The organism is Kitasatospora sp. NPDC005748 (assembly GCF_040630735.1).
Classification (GTDB): domain Bacteria; phylum Actinomycetota; class Actinomycetes; order Streptomycetales; family Streptomycetaceae; genus Kitasatospora.
On sequence record NZ_JBEXYD010000001.1, the window covers coordinates 277,993 to 293,966 of the forward strand.

The 15,974-nt window shown below is 74.3% G+C and carries 12 protein-coding genes; 6 read left to right on the forward strand and 6 right to left on the reverse strand.

Going from position 1 to position 15,974, the window contains the following annotated elements; all coding sequences use genetic code 11:
• Positions 1-81: 81 nt before the first annotated feature.
• Positions 82-2,976 (forward strand): FAD-binding and (Fe-S)-binding domain-containing protein, encoded by a 2,895-nt coding sequence (locus ABZ495_RS01060; RefSeq protein ID WP_359833815.1) that lies wholly within the window; start codon positions 82-84, stop codon positions 2,974-2,976.
• A gap of 26 nt (positions 2,977-3,002) precedes the next feature.
• Here ABZ495_RS01060 and ABZ495_RS01065 read toward each other — a convergent pair whose 3' ends face one another.
• Together ABZ495_RS01065 and ABZ495_RS01070 are read right to left on the reverse strand one after the other, a co-directional pair.
• On the reverse strand, positions 3,003-3,467 hold the full coding sequence (locus ABZ495_RS01065; RefSeq protein ID WP_329486479.1) for a CBS domain-containing protein: 465 nt from the start codon (positions 3,465-3,467) through the stop codon (positions 3,003-3,005).
• A complete protein-coding gene (locus ABZ495_RS01070; protein ID WP_359833817.1) occupies positions 3,464-4,462 on the reverse strand; it encodes a slipin family protein in 999 nt (332 codons plus the stop codon). Before ABZ495_RS01070 ends, ABZ495_RS01065 begins: the two co-directional genes overlap by 4 nt.
• Before the next feature lie 159 nt (positions 4,463-4,621).
• Between ABZ495_RS01070 and ABZ495_RS01075 the strand changes: the two genes are divergently transcribed.
• A complete protein-coding gene (locus ABZ495_RS01075) occupies positions 4,622-5,437 on the forward strand; it encodes a uracil-DNA glycosylase (RefSeq protein ID WP_359833819.1) in 816 nt (271 codons plus the stop codon).
• Positions 5,438-5,452: 15 nt separating this feature from the next.
• Here ABZ495_RS01075 and ABZ495_RS01080 read toward each other — a convergent pair whose 3' ends face one another.
• From ABZ495_RS01080 to ABZ495_RS01090, 3 genes are all read right to left on the reverse strand, one after another.
• Positions 5,453-7,432, reverse strand: coding sequence for an anthranilate synthase family protein (locus ABZ495_RS01080; protein ID WP_359833821.1), 1,980 nt, complete (start codon positions 7,430-7,432; stop codon positions 5,453-5,455).
• The gene (locus tag ABZ495_RS01085; protein WP_352288788.1) at positions 7,429-8,103 is read right to left on the reverse strand and encodes an isochorismatase family protein; all 675 of its coding nucleotides are present in this window, start codon (positions 8,101-8,103) and stop codon (positions 7,429-7,431) included. Before ABZ495_RS01085 ends, ABZ495_RS01080 begins: the two co-directional genes overlap by 4 nt.
• Before the next feature lie 216 nt (positions 8,104-8,319).
• Positions 8,320-9,534, reverse strand: coding sequence for a 3-deoxy-7-phosphoheptulonate synthase (locus ABZ495_RS01090; protein ID WP_359833823.1), 1,215 nt, complete (start codon positions 9,532-9,534; stop codon positions 8,320-8,322).
• A gap of 531 nt (positions 9,535-10,065) precedes the next feature.
• On the opposite strand from ABZ495_RS01090, the gene ABZ495_RS01095 reads away from it, so the two are divergent.
• A complete protein-coding gene (locus ABZ495_RS01095) occupies positions 10,066-10,833 on the forward strand; it encodes a glucose 1-dehydrogenase (RefSeq protein ID WP_329486488.1) in 768 nt (255 codons plus the stop codon).
• A 30-nt stretch (positions 10,834-10,863) separates the two neighbouring features.
• Here the strand turns inward: ABZ495_RS01095 and ABZ495_RS01100 are convergent, their stop codons facing one another.
• A complete protein-coding gene (locus ABZ495_RS01100; protein ID WP_359833825.1) occupies positions 10,864-11,766 on the reverse strand; it encodes a ScbA/BarX family gamma-butyrolactone biosynthesis protein in 903 nt (300 codons plus the stop codon).
• A 133-nt stretch (positions 11,767-11,899) separates the two neighbouring features.
• Here ABZ495_RS01100 and ABZ495_RS01105 point away from each other — a divergent pair, with 133 nt between their 5' ends.
• The 3 genes from ABZ495_RS01105 (at position 11,900) to ABZ495_RS01115 (ending at position 15,930) form a co-directional block, all read left to right on the forward strand.
• Entirely contained in the window at positions 11,900-12,553 is a 654-nt protein-coding gene (locus ABZ495_RS01105; protein WP_352288776.1) for a ScbR family autoregulator-binding transcription factor, read from the forward strand.
• 242 nt (positions 12,554-12,795) lie between these two features.
• Positions 12,796-13,953, forward strand: coding sequence for a transposase (locus tag ABZ495_RS01110; protein WP_359833827.1), 1,158 nt, complete (start codon positions 12,796-12,798; stop codon positions 13,951-13,953).
• A 558-nt stretch (positions 13,954-14,511) separates the two neighbouring features.
• Positions 14,512-15,930 (forward strand): transposase, encoded by a 1,419-nt coding sequence (locus tag ABZ495_RS01115; RefSeq protein WP_359833829.1) that lies wholly within the window; start codon positions 14,512-14,514, stop codon positions 15,928-15,930.
• Positions 15,931-15,974 lie beyond the last annotated feature (44 nt).

The window sequence follows — 15,974 nt, forward strand, 5'->3', positions numbered from 1 at the left end:
CCGGGGTGGCCCGTACCGGGCGCGCCGTCCGGCTGGGATGATCGGCGGCGGTACGCCGAGCCCACCCCCGGGAGGACCCACGTGAGCCGACCGTCCGCCGCCCCCGGCGCCGACCTCGCGCGGGAGCTCGCCGCGACCCTGCGCGGCGACGTCCGCTTCGGCGCCGCCGAGCGCACCGTCTACAGCCACGACGCGTCCAACTACCGCCACCTGCCGCTCGGCGTGGTCAAGCCGGCCGACCTCGACGACGTCCGGACGGCCGTCGCGCTCTGCCGGCAGTACGGCGTACCGGTGGTGCCGCGCGGGGCCGGCACCAGCATCGGCGGGCAGGCGATCGGCCCGGGCGCGGTCGTCCTGGACTTCCGGCGCCACCTGGGCGCGGTGCTCGGCGTGGACCCGGAACGCCGCACCGCCCGGGTCGAGCCGGGCGCCGTGCTGGACCACCTCCAGCGGGCCGCCCGCCCGCACGGCCTGCGCTTCGGGCCGGACCCGTCCACGCACAGCCGGTGCACCCTCGGCGGCATGATCGGCAACGACTCCTGCGGCGCCCACTCCGTCGTCTGGGGGCGCACCTCCGACAACGTCGAGTCCCTCGACCTGCTGCTCGCCGACGGCACCGAACTCACCGTCGGCGGCCCGCTCGGGCCCGCCGAACGCACGGCGCTGCGCGCCCTGCCCGGGCGCGCGGGCCGACTCCACCGCGACCTCCAGGACTTCACCGACCGCAACCTCGCCGTGATCCGCCAGGGCATGCCGGACCTGCCTCGCCGCACCTCGGGCTACCCGCTGGACGCCCTGCTCCCCGAACGCGGCCACCACCTCGCCCGGGCCCTCACCGGCACCGAGGGCACCTGCGCGCTGCTGCTCGGCGCCACCGTCCGGCTGGTCGAGGAGCCGCCCGCCCGTGCCCTGGTGGTGGCCGGCTACCCGGACGAGACGGCCGCCGCCGACGCCGTCCCCGCCCTGCTGCCGCTGCGCCCGCTGACCGTCGAGGGCATGGCCGCCGACCTGATCGCCGCGCTGCTCGCCGCCGGACCGCGCCCGCCCGCACTGGACCGGCTGCCCGAGGGCGCCTGCTGGCTCTTCCTGGAGACCGCCGGCGCGACCCCCGCCGAGGCCCTCGACGCGGCCCGGCGGCTCGCCGACGCCGTCCGCCGGGAGCGCTCCGCCACCACCTCCGTCATCACCGACCCCGGCGAGCAGCGCCAGCTCTGGGGCGTGCGCGAGGCCGGCGCGGGGATCGTCACCCGGCTGCCCGACGGCGGCGAGGCCTGGCCCGGCTGGGAGGACTCGGCCGTCCCGCCGGAGCGGCTCGGCGACTACCTGCGCGACCTGCGGGCGCTGCTGCGCCGCCACCACCTGCGCGGCGTCCCGTACGGGCACTTCGGCGAGGGCTGCGTCCACCTGCGGATCGACTTCCCGCTCACCGCGCCGCACGGGCCGGCGGTGTTCCGGGAGTTCCTGGAGCAGGCCGCCGACCTCGCGGTCTCGTACGGCGGTTCGCTCTCCGGTGAGCACGGCGACGGGCAGGCCCGCGCCGAGCTGCTGCCCCGGATGTACCCGCCCGGGATCATCGCGCTCTTCGGCGAGTTCAAGCGGATCTGGGACCCCGACAACCTGCTCAACCCGGGCGCCCTGGTGGACCCGCGCCCGCCCGACGCCGACCTGCGGCTGGCCGGGCCGGTACGCGCGCTCCCGCTCGCCCTCCCGTACGCGCAGGACGACGGCAGCCTCGCCAAGGCCGTGCACCGCTGCGTCGGGGTGGCCAAGTGCGTGGACCCCGAGACCGGGGTGATGTGCCCGAGCTACATGGCCACCGGCGAGGAGCGCCACTCCACCCGGGGCCGCGCCCGGCTGCTCGCCGAGATGCTGCGCGGCGCGGAGGGCGCGATCCCGGACGGCTGGCGCTCACCGGAGGTCAGGGAGGCGCTGGACCTCTGCCTCGGCTGCAAGGGCTGCGCCGGCGACTGCCCGGTCCACGTCGACATGGCCACCTACCGGACCGAGTTCCTGTACCAGCACTACCGGCACCGCCCCAGGCCCCTGTCGCACTACTCGATGGGGTGGCTGCCGCTCTGGCTGCGGGCCGTCGCACTCGCCCCCGGCGCGGCCAACCTGATGGCCCGGTCCGCCGCCGCCGGCCCGCTGAAGCGGCTCGGCGGGGTGGACCGGCGCCGACCGGTCCCGGTGTTCCCGCCCGAGACCTTCACCCGCTGGTACCGCCGTCACCGCGCCACGCACCCGGCCCCGGCCGGCGCCCGCCCCGTCCTGCTCTGGCCGGACACCTTCTCCGACCACCTCCAGCCGAACGTGCTGCGCGCCGCCGTCGAGGTGCTCTCCCACCTGGGCTTCGACGTCCGGCTGCCGGACGGCCCCGTCTGCTGCGGGCTCACCTGGTACTCCAGCGGCCAGCTGGGCACCGCCCGGCGGGTGATGCGGCGCAGCCTGCGTGCGCTCGCCGCCACCGGGCTGCCCGCCGACACCCCGGTGGTCGGCATGGACCCGAGCTGCACCGCCACCCTGCGCGAGGACCTGCCCCGCCTGCTCGGCGCCGACGGCCGCCCGCTCGCCGAACGGACGCGCACCTTCGCCGAGTTCATCGACCAGTACGCGCCGGACGCCCCGCTCCCCCGGCTCCCGCTGGACGCCGTCACCCAGACCCACTGCCACCAGCACGCCGTCCTCGGCACCGCCGCCGACCGCCGGGTGGAGGCCCGCACCGGTCTGCGCAACCGCGTCCTCGACTCCGGCTGCTGCGGGCTGGCCGGCAGCTTCGGCTTCGAGCGGGGCCACTTCGAGGTGTCCGTGACGATCGCCGAACGCGTGCTGCTGCCCGAGCTGCGCGCGGCGGCCCCGGACACCGTCGTGCTGGCCGACGGCTTCAGCTGCCGCACCCAGATCGCCCACCTGGCCGAGGGCCGCCAGGCCCTCCACCTCGCCGAACTGCTGCAACGGGGCCTCCGGGAGCAGCGCTGACCGCCCGGTGGGAGCGGCGCGCGACCCTAGACCGCCTGCGGCTCCTGCACCTCCGTCGACCGCGGCGGCTCCTCCGCGCAGACCGCCGAGACGAACTCCGCCAGCCGGGCCTGCGGCAAGCCGCGCGCGATGTCCGCCTCGCTGATCATCCCGACCACCTCGTGCTCCGGGTGGTTGATCACCGGGAGCCGGCGCACCCGGTACTGCTCCATCATCCGCAGCACCTGCTCGGCGTCCTCGTCCGCCTCCACCGTCATCGGCCGGCCCTGGGCGATCTCGCCCGCCGTCACCTGTTCGGGGTCGCGGCCCTCGGCGACGCACTTCAGCACGATGTCGCGGTCGGTCACGATGCCGAGCAGCTTCTGCCGCTCACCGCAGATGGGCAACGCCCCGACGTCGCGTTCCCGCATGATCCGGGCGGCGGAGGCGAGGGTCTCGTGCTCACCCACGCACGCCGCGCCCGGGTGCATGATGTCGCTGGCTCTGGTCATGATCGGCCTCCTGACGTGCCTGCCACTCCCGTCCCTCCATCGTGGTCCGGGCCCGGGGGCGCCGCCACCGGGCCCGGCGCGGGGTGGTCGGGGCCGTTCAGCCGGCCCACCGGCGACTGCTCCAGCACCTCCTCCAGCGGCGGCAGTTCAAGCTGCTCCACCTCCGGCAGCCGCGGCGGTTCGGCCGGTGGCGGCTCCGCGCCCGCCTGCTCGCCGCCGTCGGCCGCCGTCCTGCGGTTCACCTCCGCCGCGCTGTCCAGGAACCGCAGCAGCTCGACCGGGAACGGCAGCACCAGCGTCGAGTTCTTCTCCGCCGCCACCTCCACCACGGTCTGCAGCAGCCGCAGTTGGAGCGCCGCCGGAGTCGCACTCATCACCGCCGCGGCCTCCGACAGCCGCGCCGAGGCCTGGTACTCGCCGTCCGCCGTGATGATCCTCGCCCGGCGCTCCCGCTCGGCCTCCGCCTGCCGGGACATCGAGCGCTTCATCGACTCCGGCAGGGCGACGTCCTTGATCTCGACCCGGTCGATCTCGATGCCCCAGCCCAGCGCCGGGCTGTCGATCATCAGCTCCAGTCCCTGGTTGATCGGCTCCCGGTTGGCCAGCAGGTCGTCCAGCTCGCTCTTGCCGATGATCGAGCGCAGCGAGGTCTGGGCGACCTGCGAGATGGCGAAGTTGTAGTCCTGCACGTTGACGGTCGCCTTCACCGGGTCCTCCACCCGGAAGTAGACGACCGCGTCCACCCGGACGGTCACGTTGTCGCGGGTGATGCCCTCCTGGGCGGGGATCGGCATCGTCACGATCTGGACGTTCACCTTGCGCAGCCGGTCCGCCACCGGCATCAGCCGCACCAGCCCGGGGCCCTGCACCTGCTCGCGCACCCGGCCGAAGCGGAACACCACGCCCCGCTGGAACTGCTGCACGACCCGGACGCTCAGCCCGGCCCACACGGCCACCAGTACGACGGCCGCCAGCACCGCATCGAATATCAGCATCGCGGTCTCCTCGCGCGCACCACCGCCCCGGCGGTCGCCGCCCCGGCCCGGCCGGGGGCCGCCGGAGCAGCCGATTCCACGCTACGCCTGCGGAGGCGCCGCCGGAACGCGCTGCCCGTCGGCCGCCGACCGCCGGCCGCCGCGCCTAAGATCGTCCCCATGTCCCAGCCCGCAGCCGACGGCCCGGCCACCGACCCCGAGGATCCGGGCCACCCCGTCGCGGCCGCCGCCCGCACGGCCACGGTCCCCGCGCTGGACGCCGTCGTCACCGGCTGCCGCGCCTGTCCCCGCCTGGTCGAGTGGCGCGAGGCGACGGCCCGCACCAAGCGCCGCGCCTACCTGGACTGGGACTACTGGGGCCGCCCGATCCCCGGCTTCGGCCCGCCCGACGCGCCGCTGGTCCTGGTCGGCCTCGCCCCCGCCGCGCACGGCGGCAACCGCACCGGCCGGATCTTCACCGGCGACCCGTCCGGCGACCTGCTCTACGCCACGCTCCACGCGCTCGGGCTGGCGAACCGCGCCGAGTCGGTCCGGCACGGGGACGGCCTGCGCCTGCACGGCGTCCGGATCACCGACCCGGTGCGCTGCGCGCCGCCCGACAACAAGCCGACCACCGCCGAACGGGACACCTGCCGCCCGTGGATCACCCGCGAGCTGGAGCTGCTGCGGCCGACCGTGCGGACCGTCGTGGCACTCGGCGGCTTCGCCTGGCAGGCGCTGCTCCCGGCGGTCGCCGCCGCCGGCTGGCAGGTGCCCCGGCCCCGGCCGGTCTTCGGCCACGGCGCCCGGGTCACCCTGCCGGCCGCTGACGGCGGACCGCCACTGGAGCTGTACGGGTGCTACCACGTCAGCCCGCGCAACACGAACACCGGCCGGCTGAGCACCGTCATGCTGCGCGAGCTGCTCCGCGAGGCCGCCCGTTCGGCCGGTCTGGACCCCCTCCCGGAGCGCCCGGGCGCCGGTGGGGAGCCGTAGCCGTCCGGCGGCCCCTCAGCCCGCCAGTACCTCGGTCAGCAGCCCGCCGACCAGCCGGACGCCGTCCTCGGTGAGGATCGACTCGGCGTGGAACTGCAGCGAGGCGAAGTGCGGGCCGCGCAGCGCGTGCACCTCGCCGGTGTCCGCGTCGCGGCTCACCTCGACCAGGCCGACGCCCTCGCACTCGACCTTGGCCTCGACGCTGCGGGCCGCGAAGGTGTTGTAGAAGCCCACCCGCTCCCGGACGCCGAAGAGGTCGATCTCCCGCTGCACGCCCTGGTTCGGCGCCTCCCGGCGGACCAGCGGGAGGCCGAGCCGCAGGCCGAGCACCTGGTGGCTGAGGCAGACCGCGAAGAACGGCCGCCGCTCCCGGAGCAGCGTGTCGATCGTCGACCGCAGCCGCGCGATCTTGGGGTGGCCCGCGCCGCGTGGATCTCCCGGACCGGGGCCCATCACGACGAGGTCGTACCCGTCCGGCGCGTACGGCTCGTCGAACCGGCGGACCGTCACCGCGAGGCCGAGCGAGCGGAGCTGGTGGTCGATCATCGCGGTGAAGGTGTCCTCCGCGTCCACCACGAGCACCCGGCGACCGGTCAGGGCGGGCCTCGGCCGGGAGCGCGCGGACACCGGTGCCAGCCAGAAGTCGGCGATGCCGGCGTTGCGCCGCTCCAGCGCGGCCCGGACGTCCGGGTGCGCGCCGTAGACGGCCGGGGTCGGGGCCGGGGTCGGGGTCGGGGTCAGGGTCGGGGCCGGCGCCGCCGGGCCGTCCGCCTGAAGGGCCGCGAGCAGGCCCGCCGCCTTCGCCCGGGTCTCGGCCACCTCCTGCTCGGGGTCGGAGTGGCGCACCAGGGTGGCACCCACCCCGATCCGGACCCGGCCCGCGTCGTCGATGTCGGCCGTGCGGATCAGGATCGACGAGTCCAGCGCGGATCCACCGTGCTCGTCGCGCCCGATCAGCGCGACCACCCCGCTGTAGTAGCCGCGGCCCTGCGGCTCGTACCGGCGGATGACCCGGCAGGCGCTCTCCAGCGGGCTGCCGGTGACGGTCGGGGCGAACAGCGTCTCGCGCAGGATCTCCCGCGGATCGCGGTCGGTGCGCCCCTCGATGAAGTACTCGGTGTGCGCCAACCGCGCCATCTCCTTGAGGTACGGGCCCACCACCCGGCCGCCCTCCGCGCAGATCCGGGCCATCATCTTGAGTTCCTCGTCCACCACCATGTACAGCTCGTCGGCCTCCTTGCGGTCGGCCAGGAAGTCCATCACCCCGGGCAGGGTCGGGCCGGACGGCGGGTACCGGTAGGTGCCGCTGATCGGGTTCATCACGGCCTTGCCGCCGGCGAGGCTGAGGTGCCGCTCCGGGGTGGCGCCGACGAACGTACGGGCGCCGGTGTGCACGATGAAGGTCCAGTAGGCGCCCGACTCGCCCCGCACCAGCCGCCGGAAGAACGACAGCGCGCTGTGCGTGGTGTAGCCGGTGATGTCGGCGAGGAACGAGCGCTTGATGACGAAGTTCGCGCCCTCGCCCCGGCCGATCTCGTCGGCGACGACCCTGCGCACCGTCCCGGCGTAGGTCTCGTCGTCCATGTCGAAGTGGCCGCCGGCCAGCTCGATCGGCACGTCCGGGAGCCGTCGCAGCACCTCGGCCAGCGGCAGCACGCCCTGGTCGGTGACGGTCATCGCGATCAGCGGCTCGCCGTCGTCGGCGCAGGCGTAGCCGCGCTCGGCGATCTGCCGGTAGGGGACGATCGCCAGCACCTCGTGACGGGCGTCCCCGGCGGCCGCGGCCCCGGCGGGGACGGCCCCGGCGGGGACGGCCCCGGCCGGGACGGGGAGCTCGGCGAGCGTCCCCGGCGTCGACACCGTGCCGACCAGCACGTCCAGCGCGTCCGGCCCGGTCGACTCCGGGCGGTGGATGAGGGCGAAGGGCGGCGGCCGCAGCCCCAGGACGCGGTCCAGCAGGTCCACGGGGTACGGCGCCGCCCCGGCCCCGGTCATGCGCCGGCCTCCCCCGGGCCACCGGCCGCGACGGCGGCCGGCCGGAGCCCGGCGAGGACGTCGTCGGTGGTGACGACCACGGCGCAGCGCTGCGCCGCGTAGTCCAGGGCCAGCCGGTGGTACTCCTCGGAGAAGTCCGCGACGGCGTCCGCCACCAGGAACGGCTGGATGTCGTTGGTGAACGCCTCGACCGCGGACATCAGCACCCCGACGTGCGCGTAGACGCCGCAGAGGACGAGCTGGTCGCGGCCCTGCTCGCGCATCCGGTCCAGCAGGCCGGAGCGGAAGAAGGCGCTGTACCGCCACTTGGTGAACACCCAGTCGGCCGGGGCCGGTTCGAGCGGCTCGACGACCTGCCGGTCGACCGGGTCGACCCGCATGCCCGGCCCCCAGAAGTCCTTCAGCAGGCCGCGCTCCTCCTCGGTCATGCCGCCGGGCTGGGCGGTGTAGGCGACCGGGACCCCCAGGGCGGCGCTGCGCTCGCGCAACCGGGCGGCGTTGCCGACCAGGTGGTCGCGGACGGCCGCCGGGAACGGCCGCAGGAAGTAGCGCTGCATGTCGTGCACGAGCAGCACCGCCCGGTCCGGATCCACGGTCCACCGGGCGGTGTTGCCGGGCAGGTCGGCCGCGGTCGGCATCGGGTACGGCGCGATGGGGGGTATGCCCGCCATGGCCTTCCTCTCCTGGGTTCCTGGGTCGAATCGCTGGTGGGGCTGGTGGGACCGAGCGGTGTCGAGCGGGACCGGACGGGCCGCCGGGCGGGTGGTGCGGGCGGCCGCGCCGGTGGGCCGGTCCGGCGCCGCGGCCGCCGGGGGCGGTGGCGTCCGCGGTGCCGGACCGGGGCACGGTGGCGCCGCGGGTACGCGGCGCCGGGGCGGCGGGTGGGCTCAGCCCTGGGCCGCGGCGGCGCCCACCGGGGTCGACCGGCCGGTCAGCCACCAGGCCGAGACCACGGAGAGGGCCTGGCCCGGGTTGAGCCGGGGGTCGCAGAAGCTCGTGTACTTGGCCCCGACCTCGTCGATCCGGGCTTCGCTCTGGACGCATTCGGTCACGTCGTCGGGAGTGGTCTCCAGGTGGAGCCCGCCCGCCGTGCCGCCGGCGTTGCGGACGGCGTGCTGGAACTCCCGCACCTCGCGGGAGATCTCCCGCACGAACCGGGTCTTGAGGCCGTCCGGCGTGCTGACGGTGTTGCCGTGCATCGGGTCGGTGAGCCAGATCACCGGGTGGCCCGCGGCCTTCACCGCCTCGACGAGGACGGGCAGCCGCCCGGCCACCGCCTCGGCCCCCAGCCGGGCGATCAGGGTGAGCCGGCCCGGCTCGCGCCGGGGGTCGAGCCGCTCGCACAGGGCCAGCAGGTCGTCGACCGCCATGGTGGGACCGACCTTGCAGGCCACCGGGTTCATCACCTCGGCGAGCAGGGTGACGTGGGCGCCGTCGACCTGCCTGGTCCGCTCGCCGATCCACGGCCAGTGGGTGGAGGCGAGCAGCAGCCGCCCCTCGTCGTCCCGGCGCAGCATGGGGACTTCGTAGTCGAGCAGCAGTGCCTCGTGGCTCGTCCAGACGGGCGTCCCGATGGAGAGGGGCCCGCCGCGGCTGCGCCAGCCCAGGTGTCCCATGACGTCGTAGGCGGTCTGGTAGCCCGTCAGCAGTCTCAAGGGGTCGGGGCGCCGCAGCTCCGGGTCGGGCTCCGGACTGTTGACCATGTGCCCCCGGTAGACCGGCAGTTCGACGTTCCCGACCCGCTCGGTGGGGTGGGAGCGGGGCTTGGCGAACTGTCCGGCGATCCGGCCGGCGCGGATCACCGGCTTGCAGGTGTCCAGTTGGAGCGCGCCCGCGAGCAGGTCGAGCACGCCGACCTTGCGGGCCACGTAGCCGGGGGTGCACTCGGCCGGGTCCTCCGCGCAGTCGCCCGCCTGCACCACGTGGGCTTCGCCCGCGGCGACCCGGGCCAGCAGCGCACGCAGGGTACGGACGTCCTCCGCCTCGACCAGTGCGGGGCGGGTCGCCAGTTCCTTCCGCACCTGGCGGACCAGCGCGGTGTCCTCCCACGGTGGTTGCTGCAACGCGCTTTCCAGTCGGATATCGAGCAGAGTACTTTCCACCGATTTCTCCAAATCGCGAACGGGCGATGGGCGCGGTCGCCCCACGGCCGAGCAGGCGAGCGTCGTGCGCGGCTGTCAACGGAGCCGGAATTCGAATCCACACAGGCCCGGGGGCGCGGTCACCGCACCGTCGGCGGGACCGGAGAACTTCTCGTTCGTCCTGGGTGAACGTCGATGGAACACGAGGGCTGTGGGCGCAGAGGTCGGGCCGGACCGCCGCACCGCGACGGTGGGGGCCGAACCGTCGGCGGCCTCCGCCACCGCCCAAATCATGGAACAGAACGGAGTGCCGGCCAATGTTCGTCGTCCCACTTCGTCAGGTGACCGACACTTCGTCAGGTGACCGGCACTCCGTCAGGTGCCGAATAGTCCATCAGGTCGCTACGGGCACGTAGCACCGCCGGCGGCCGCACCGGTTCGACGGGGCTCCGATGCCGGCTCGACGAACTGAATCGCCGTCAAATCATGGTGACAGCAGGAGGGCAGGCCGACCTGGTGACGTCCGGACGGGGGCCTGCGAGACTTCGGGCCATGAACAGCGACCTCCTCTCCGGCAGAATCGTCCTCATCACCGGCGCGAGCAGCGGCATCGGCGCCGCGGCGGCCCACGTGTTCGCCCGGGAGGGCGCCACCGTGGTGCTCACCGCCCGCCGGGAAGAACGCCTGGCCGCACTGACCGCCGAACTACGCGAAAAGGGAGCCCGCGCCGCGTACGTGGTCGGTGACGTATCCGTCGCCCGAGATGCCGCGAGGGCGGTCGAGTTCGCCGTGGCCGAATACGGGCGGCTCGACTCGGCCTTCAACAATGCGGGGATCGGCGGCGACCGCACCCCGCTGCACCTGATGTCGGACGACGTCTACGACACCGTCATGGACACCAATGTGCGCGGCGTCTTCAACTGCCTGCGTTACGAGATAACGGCGATGCTGGAACAATCCGGCGGGGGCACCATCGTCAACAACAGCAGTGTGGGCGGCCTGGTGTCGATCCCCGCCGCCGCCCCCTACATCGCCTCGAAGCACGCGGTCATCGGCTTCACCAGGGCCGCCGCCGACGAGTACGCCAAGCAGGGCATCCGGGTGAACGCGGTCGCCCCCGGAACCACCCGCAGCGAGATCACGGCCGATTGGTTCGGCCGCAATCCCGGCCTGGAGGATCTGGCCAACTCGCTGACGCCGCAGGGGCGTACGGCGGCTCCGGAGGAGATCGCGGAGGCGGCGGCCTGGCTGCTGAGCGACCGCTGCCCGTTCCTGACCGGCACCGTCCTGCCGGTGGACGGCGGCTTCGTCAACCGGTGAGCCGCCCCCGGCCGCCCGGTGGTGGCACCGTCACCGCCGCAGACCGTTGAACTCGACCCGGAAGGCCGGCTCCCCGCCCTGCGTGCCCGTGACCCGGACGGCGCACCGGGCGGGGTGGCCGGCCGGTGTCTCCTCCGCCTCGATCCAGCACGGCCGGTCGAACTCCACGTACCGCCGGAAGCTGGTGGCGACCCGCAGGGGCAGGAAGGACGACCGGCCCCGGAGGGCCTGCGCGGCCTGGGCCGCGGCCTCCAGCAGGGCCAGCCCCGGGACGTGGTCCACGGGGTGGTCGAAGAGCAGGTGGTTGTCGATGTCGTTGCGCAGCAGCCAGCGGTGCGGCCGGTCGCCCGGCGCGAGGGCGACGTCGGTGGCGCGCGGCCGGGCCACGAGGTCGGCGGCTATCGGCTCCGGTAACGGCCAGGCGCCCCAGCCGACCCCGAGGCCGTCTCCCCGCACCCGCCGGTAGGCGGCGGGCGAGATCCAGCCGAACTCGGAGTCCGCCCGGGCCGCCACGACGCCGTCACAGCGGATCAGAATGCCCATCCGCAGAGAACTGACGGACCGTCGGTTTCGCACGGCGCTCGCCACGGTGACCCGTACGTCCAGCCTCGCGCTCCGGCCGCGTGGCACGCGGAAGTCCGGGTCGATCGTGTAGTCCAGGGTGCTCAACACGGTCTGATGGGTCAGCGGGACGCCGTACTCGGCGTGCGCGACGACCAGGCCGCTCTGCCGGATGGTCTGGGCGAGTATCCGCGGGTCGTACGGCAGGCCCACCTGCACGGCCGGCCACCGGACGCCGACCCCGAACTCGTCGGCCCCCAGCCGCTCCCAGCCGGTGACCAGGACGGACGTGCCCCGCCGCAGGTGCGCGTAGGCGCCTACGAGAGCGGGCGAAGGAGTGGATGAACGTGGTGCGAGCGTGACGTCTTGCAAGGCCCCCCCTTGGTCTGACGGGTCGGCACAGCTCAGTGGACTGTGCTATTCAAGTACCGGCTCTCCGGTCGGTTTCGAACCATGAGCAAGTCTAGTTCAAGCAATGGTAAAGAGAATGCAGTGGAGGCATAAAGTGTCAAGGCAGGAGCGCGCGATCCATACCCGCCGGCTGATCCTGGAGGCCGCGGCCGAGATGTTCAACGAGCTCGGATACGACGCCACCACCATCGGCGGCCTCATCGAGCGCATCCAACTCACCCGCGGTGGCCTCTACTTCCACTTCACCACCAAGGAGCAGCTCGCCCGCGGCGTGCTGGCCGAGGCGGTGACCATGGAGGGGCTGGCCCCGCAGGCCTTCAAGCTGCAGGAGTGGGTGGACCTCGCCCTGCTGCTCGCCCACCGGCTGCCCCGGGAGCCGATGCTGAGCGCCGCGATCCGGCTGTCCGTGGACGTCAAGTCCCGCGGCCTGTTCGGCACCCGCTGGCCCGACTGGATCGAGGTGGGGCAGGGACTGCTGACGGAGGCGAAGGAGCGCGGCGAACTGCTCGCGCACGTCGACCCGGCCGAGACCGCCCGGCTGTTCGTGGGGGCGTGGACCGGGGTCCAGCTGATCACCGAGACCCTGCCGGAGCGGACCCTCTCCCAGGAGATCTCGAACCTGTTCGCACTCGTCCTCCCCAATGTCGCCAGCGCCGGCGTGCTGGCCAGGCTGGACTCCTCCCCCTACCGCGCGAAGCGCCTCCTGGAGGAGGCCGGCCGGGCCGGGGCTCCGTCCCCCGTTGACTGACCGACCGTCCGGACCACCGCCCGACCAGCCTCGCCCCAGCGACCGTGCCGGCCGGCCGGCACGGAATTCGCACCTGCGATTCCCGTGTCCACGCGGCACGACGGGGCAGCCACCGTCCGCGCCGGCCTGTATAAATGAGAACAGGACAGCAGTCCTCTTTTGGGAGTCCGACCCGGACGACGCCGATGCGGGGCGGCGGTCCGTCCGGTCGGCTGGGGTGGCGGACCACGGGGGGATCAACCATGCGGCACCTGCACGGATCCGTCGGCGCGACGGACGGCGAACCGGCCGCCGACACGGCGCTCGACCCCGAGCTCAGCGCCCACTTGTTCGGCTCGCTGCGGCGCAGCGGCCAGCGGCTCAAGGCCGAGCAGTACGTCCGCGGCCTGCTCGCGCTGGAGGGGCGCAAGACCCTGCGCGGCATCGCGGCGCAGTTCGACGGCGCCGCGGCGCAGCAGAGCGTCCACCACTTCATCAGCGCGTCGCCCTGGGACTGGATGCCGGTGCGGCACGCCCTGGCCCGCGAGGTGCAGCGGGCCCTGGCACCGCAGGCCTGGGTGATCAGACCGATCCTGATACCCAAGGCCGGCTCCCATTCGGTCGGCATCGACCAGCAACTACTGCCGCTCGGACGGATCGTCAACGGCCAGCACGCGGTGGGGGCCTGGCTGGCCTCCGGACACTGCGCCGTCCCCGTCGACTGGCAGCTGCGGCTCTCCGACCGCTGGCTGACCGATCCGCTGCGGCAACGGGCGAGCGTCCCCGCCGACGCCGCGGTCGCCACCATCGAGGACTGCGTCCGGGCCGCGGTGGCCGACATCCGGGAAATCGGCGGGGTGCTGCGCGGGCCGGTCGTGGTGGACGTCGGGGAGGTGGACGCCGTGGCGGTCGCCCGGCACCTGGCGGCCCTGGGCGTCGCGTTCGTGGTGCGGGTCGGCCCGCAGGCCCAGCTCTGGCTCGACCGGACCGAACTGCCCAGCTACAGCGGCCGGGAGCACACCGTGGGCGAGCTCGCCGAGTCGCTCCCTCGGCTGCGCCGGCAGGTGAATCCGGGCGACGGCCCGACGACCGCGGTGGCGATCCCGGTGGTGACCTCGCCGGCCCGCGGGGAGCGGATGCTGCTGCTCGGCGAGTGGCGGCCGGCCGGGCGCCCGCGCCGGCGGCTCTGGCTCACCAACGCCGACGCGCCCTCCGTCCTCACCGCGCTGCGGCTCACCCGGCTGCCGGGCGTCGTTCTGCGGGACTTCACCGCGATCTCCGAGCGGGTGGGGGTACGGGACTTCGGCGGGCGGTCGTTCCCGGGCTGGCACCGGCACATCACGCTGGCGTCGGTCGCCCACCTGATCGCCACCCTGGAGAACCGGCGGCCGCTGCTGCCCGGCGGCCGGGCCGGACGCTGACCCACCGGCTCCGGCTTCACAGGACTACTGTCCGGTAATGTGACACTCTCACTCCTCGTACCATGGCATCGCCTCCGATCGCTCCTTACTGTCTGGAGCAGCGCCCGAGCACGTTCATGACCGCCACGGGAGACCGAACAGGAGTGTGCGCACGTGGAGTTCACCTTTGCCGGACTTCCCTGGCGGCGCTCCGGAAGGGGCCCGGCACGGGCCGTGTCCGCAGGACAGGATGGGCGTCCGCTCAGCCGTTTTGCCTCCCACCCCTGATCGAGCGCGGACCGGTCGGCTCCCGCACTGAGGACAGGGGCGCCGCACCGCCACGAAGCCGCTCCCCCACTCGCGGCAGGGCCCGGCGACGGCCGGTCCCGCTTCCGACCCCCGCCCCGACCCGACCCGCTCCGCCCTGACCCGCGCCGACCCGACCCGACCCACCCTGACCCGACCCGACCCGCCCCGACCCGACCCGACCGACGCTCCCGATCCACCCGGCCACCGCGAGGCCGGCCCCGCCGCCGCCGTCCGGCGCCTCCCCCCGAACACCACGACCACGGAGACGACTTGACCTCTCAGACGCTGGCACAGCGACGGCGCACCCAGGCTCCGGTCGGCGACAACGACCGGTCGAAGCCCTCCGCCCGCCCCCTGCGCCCCACCGGATTCCCCTCTTCCGTTCCGGCCCCCATCCCGCCTGCGGCCGCCTCTCCGGCCCGGCTCGCGCCCGGAGGGCCGTCCGCGGCGGCCGAGCCGTCCGGACCGGGCCCGGCCCGCCACCCCCGCACACCGTTCCCGCCCGGCGCCCACGACGTCCTGCTCACCGAGCTCTGCTCGATCCTGTTCACCTCGCTGTCCCGCAGCGACCAGTGCCGCAAGGGCATGCAGTACCTGCGCGGACTGCTGGAGACCGAGGGGCGCAAGTCGATCCGCAACATCGCGGCGCTGCTCGGCAAGCCGGCCTCGGAGCAGAACCTGCACCACTTCATCTGCAGTTCGACCTGGGACTGGATCCCCATCCGCCGGGCGCTGGCCCACTACCTGGCCGGCGCGGCGGCCCCACAGGCGTGGGTGGTGCAGCCGATGATCATCCCCAAGACGGGGCAGCACTCGGTCGGCGTCGAACGGCACTTCTTCCCGACCCTCGGGCAGGTGCTGAACGCCCAGCACGCCATCGGCGTCTGGGCGGCCTCGGAGGAGCTGAGCACCCCGGTCAACTGGCGCCTGCACCTGCCCGAGGCCTGGCTCAAGGACGATCTGCGGCGCAGTCAGGTGTCGATCCCGGACGAGGCCGGGGTGGAGACCCTCGGCGAGTGCGTGACCGAGGCCTGCCTGGAGACCAGCACGGGCTGGGGGCTGCCGGTCCGGCCCGTGGTGCTCGACATCGGTGAGTCACAGGCCATGACGATCTTCGGGAAGCTGCACGCCCACGGGGTGCCGCTGCTCGCCCGGGTCGGCGGCGACCTCCGGCTCTCCGTACTGGACCAGGCCCTGCCCGCCTCGGGGAGCAGGCCGCAGCCGGCCCTGCGCATCATGAGCCTGGCCAAGGACCTGCGCCGGCTCGTCCCCGGCCGGGAGCACGCTCGGGAGCACGGTCCGCAGACGGCTCCCCGGGCGGTGCCGGCCGCCACCGTCCGGGTCGGCCTGCCCGCGCCGTCCGCACCGGGCACACCCACCGCACCGGGTGCTCCCGGCACTCCGGGCGCTCCGAGTGGTGAACTCCTGCTGCTGGGCATCGGTGAGGAGGGCGGGCACTGGCCCGCGGAGCTCTGGCTGACCAATCTCACCGCCGTGCCACCGGCCACCCTGGTCCGGCTCAGCCGGCTCACCGGAAAGGTCGACCGGGACTTCACGGAGATCGCGGACCGGGTGGGCATCCGCGACTTCACCGGGCGCTCCTTCAGCGGCTGGCACCGGCACGTCACGCTGGCCTCGGCCGCCCACGCGGTCGTCGCCCTCGCCGACCGGCGCGAGCGGCCCGCCTGAGCGAGCCACCACCGGCCGGGGGCGGCCGGGCTGGCGAGTGGCGG

Bases quoted from the DNA above. Each gene is read 5' to 3' on its own strand.
- ABZ495_RS01065 (WP_329486479.1), bottom strand. From the start codon at position 3,467: ATGACCAGAGCCAGCGACATCATGCACCCGGGCGCGGCGTGCGTGGGT.
- ABZ495_RS01070 (WP_359833817.1), bottom strand. From the start codon at position 4,462: ATGCTGATATTCGATGCGGTGCTGGCGGCCGTCGTACTGGTGGCCGTG.
- ABZ495_RS01075 (WP_359833819.1), top strand. From the start codon at position 4,622: ATGTCCCAGCCCGCAGCCGACGGCCCGGCCACCGACCCCGAGGATCCG.
- ABZ495_RS01080 (WP_359833821.1), bottom strand. From the start codon at position 7,432: ATGACCGGGGCCGGGGCGGCGCCGTACCCCGTGGACCTGCTGGACCGC.
- ABZ495_RS01085 (WP_352288788.1), bottom strand. From the start codon at position 8,103: ATGGCGGGCATACCCCCCATCGCGCCGTACCCGATGCCGACCGCGGCC.
- ABZ495_RS01095 (WP_329486488.1), top strand. From the start codon at position 10,066: ATGAACAGCGACCTCCTCTCCGGCAGAATCGTCCTCATCACCGGCGCG.
- ABZ495_RS01110 (WP_359833827.1), top strand. From the start codon at position 12,796: ATGCGGCACCTGCACGGATCCGTCGGCGCGACGGACGGCGAACCGGCC.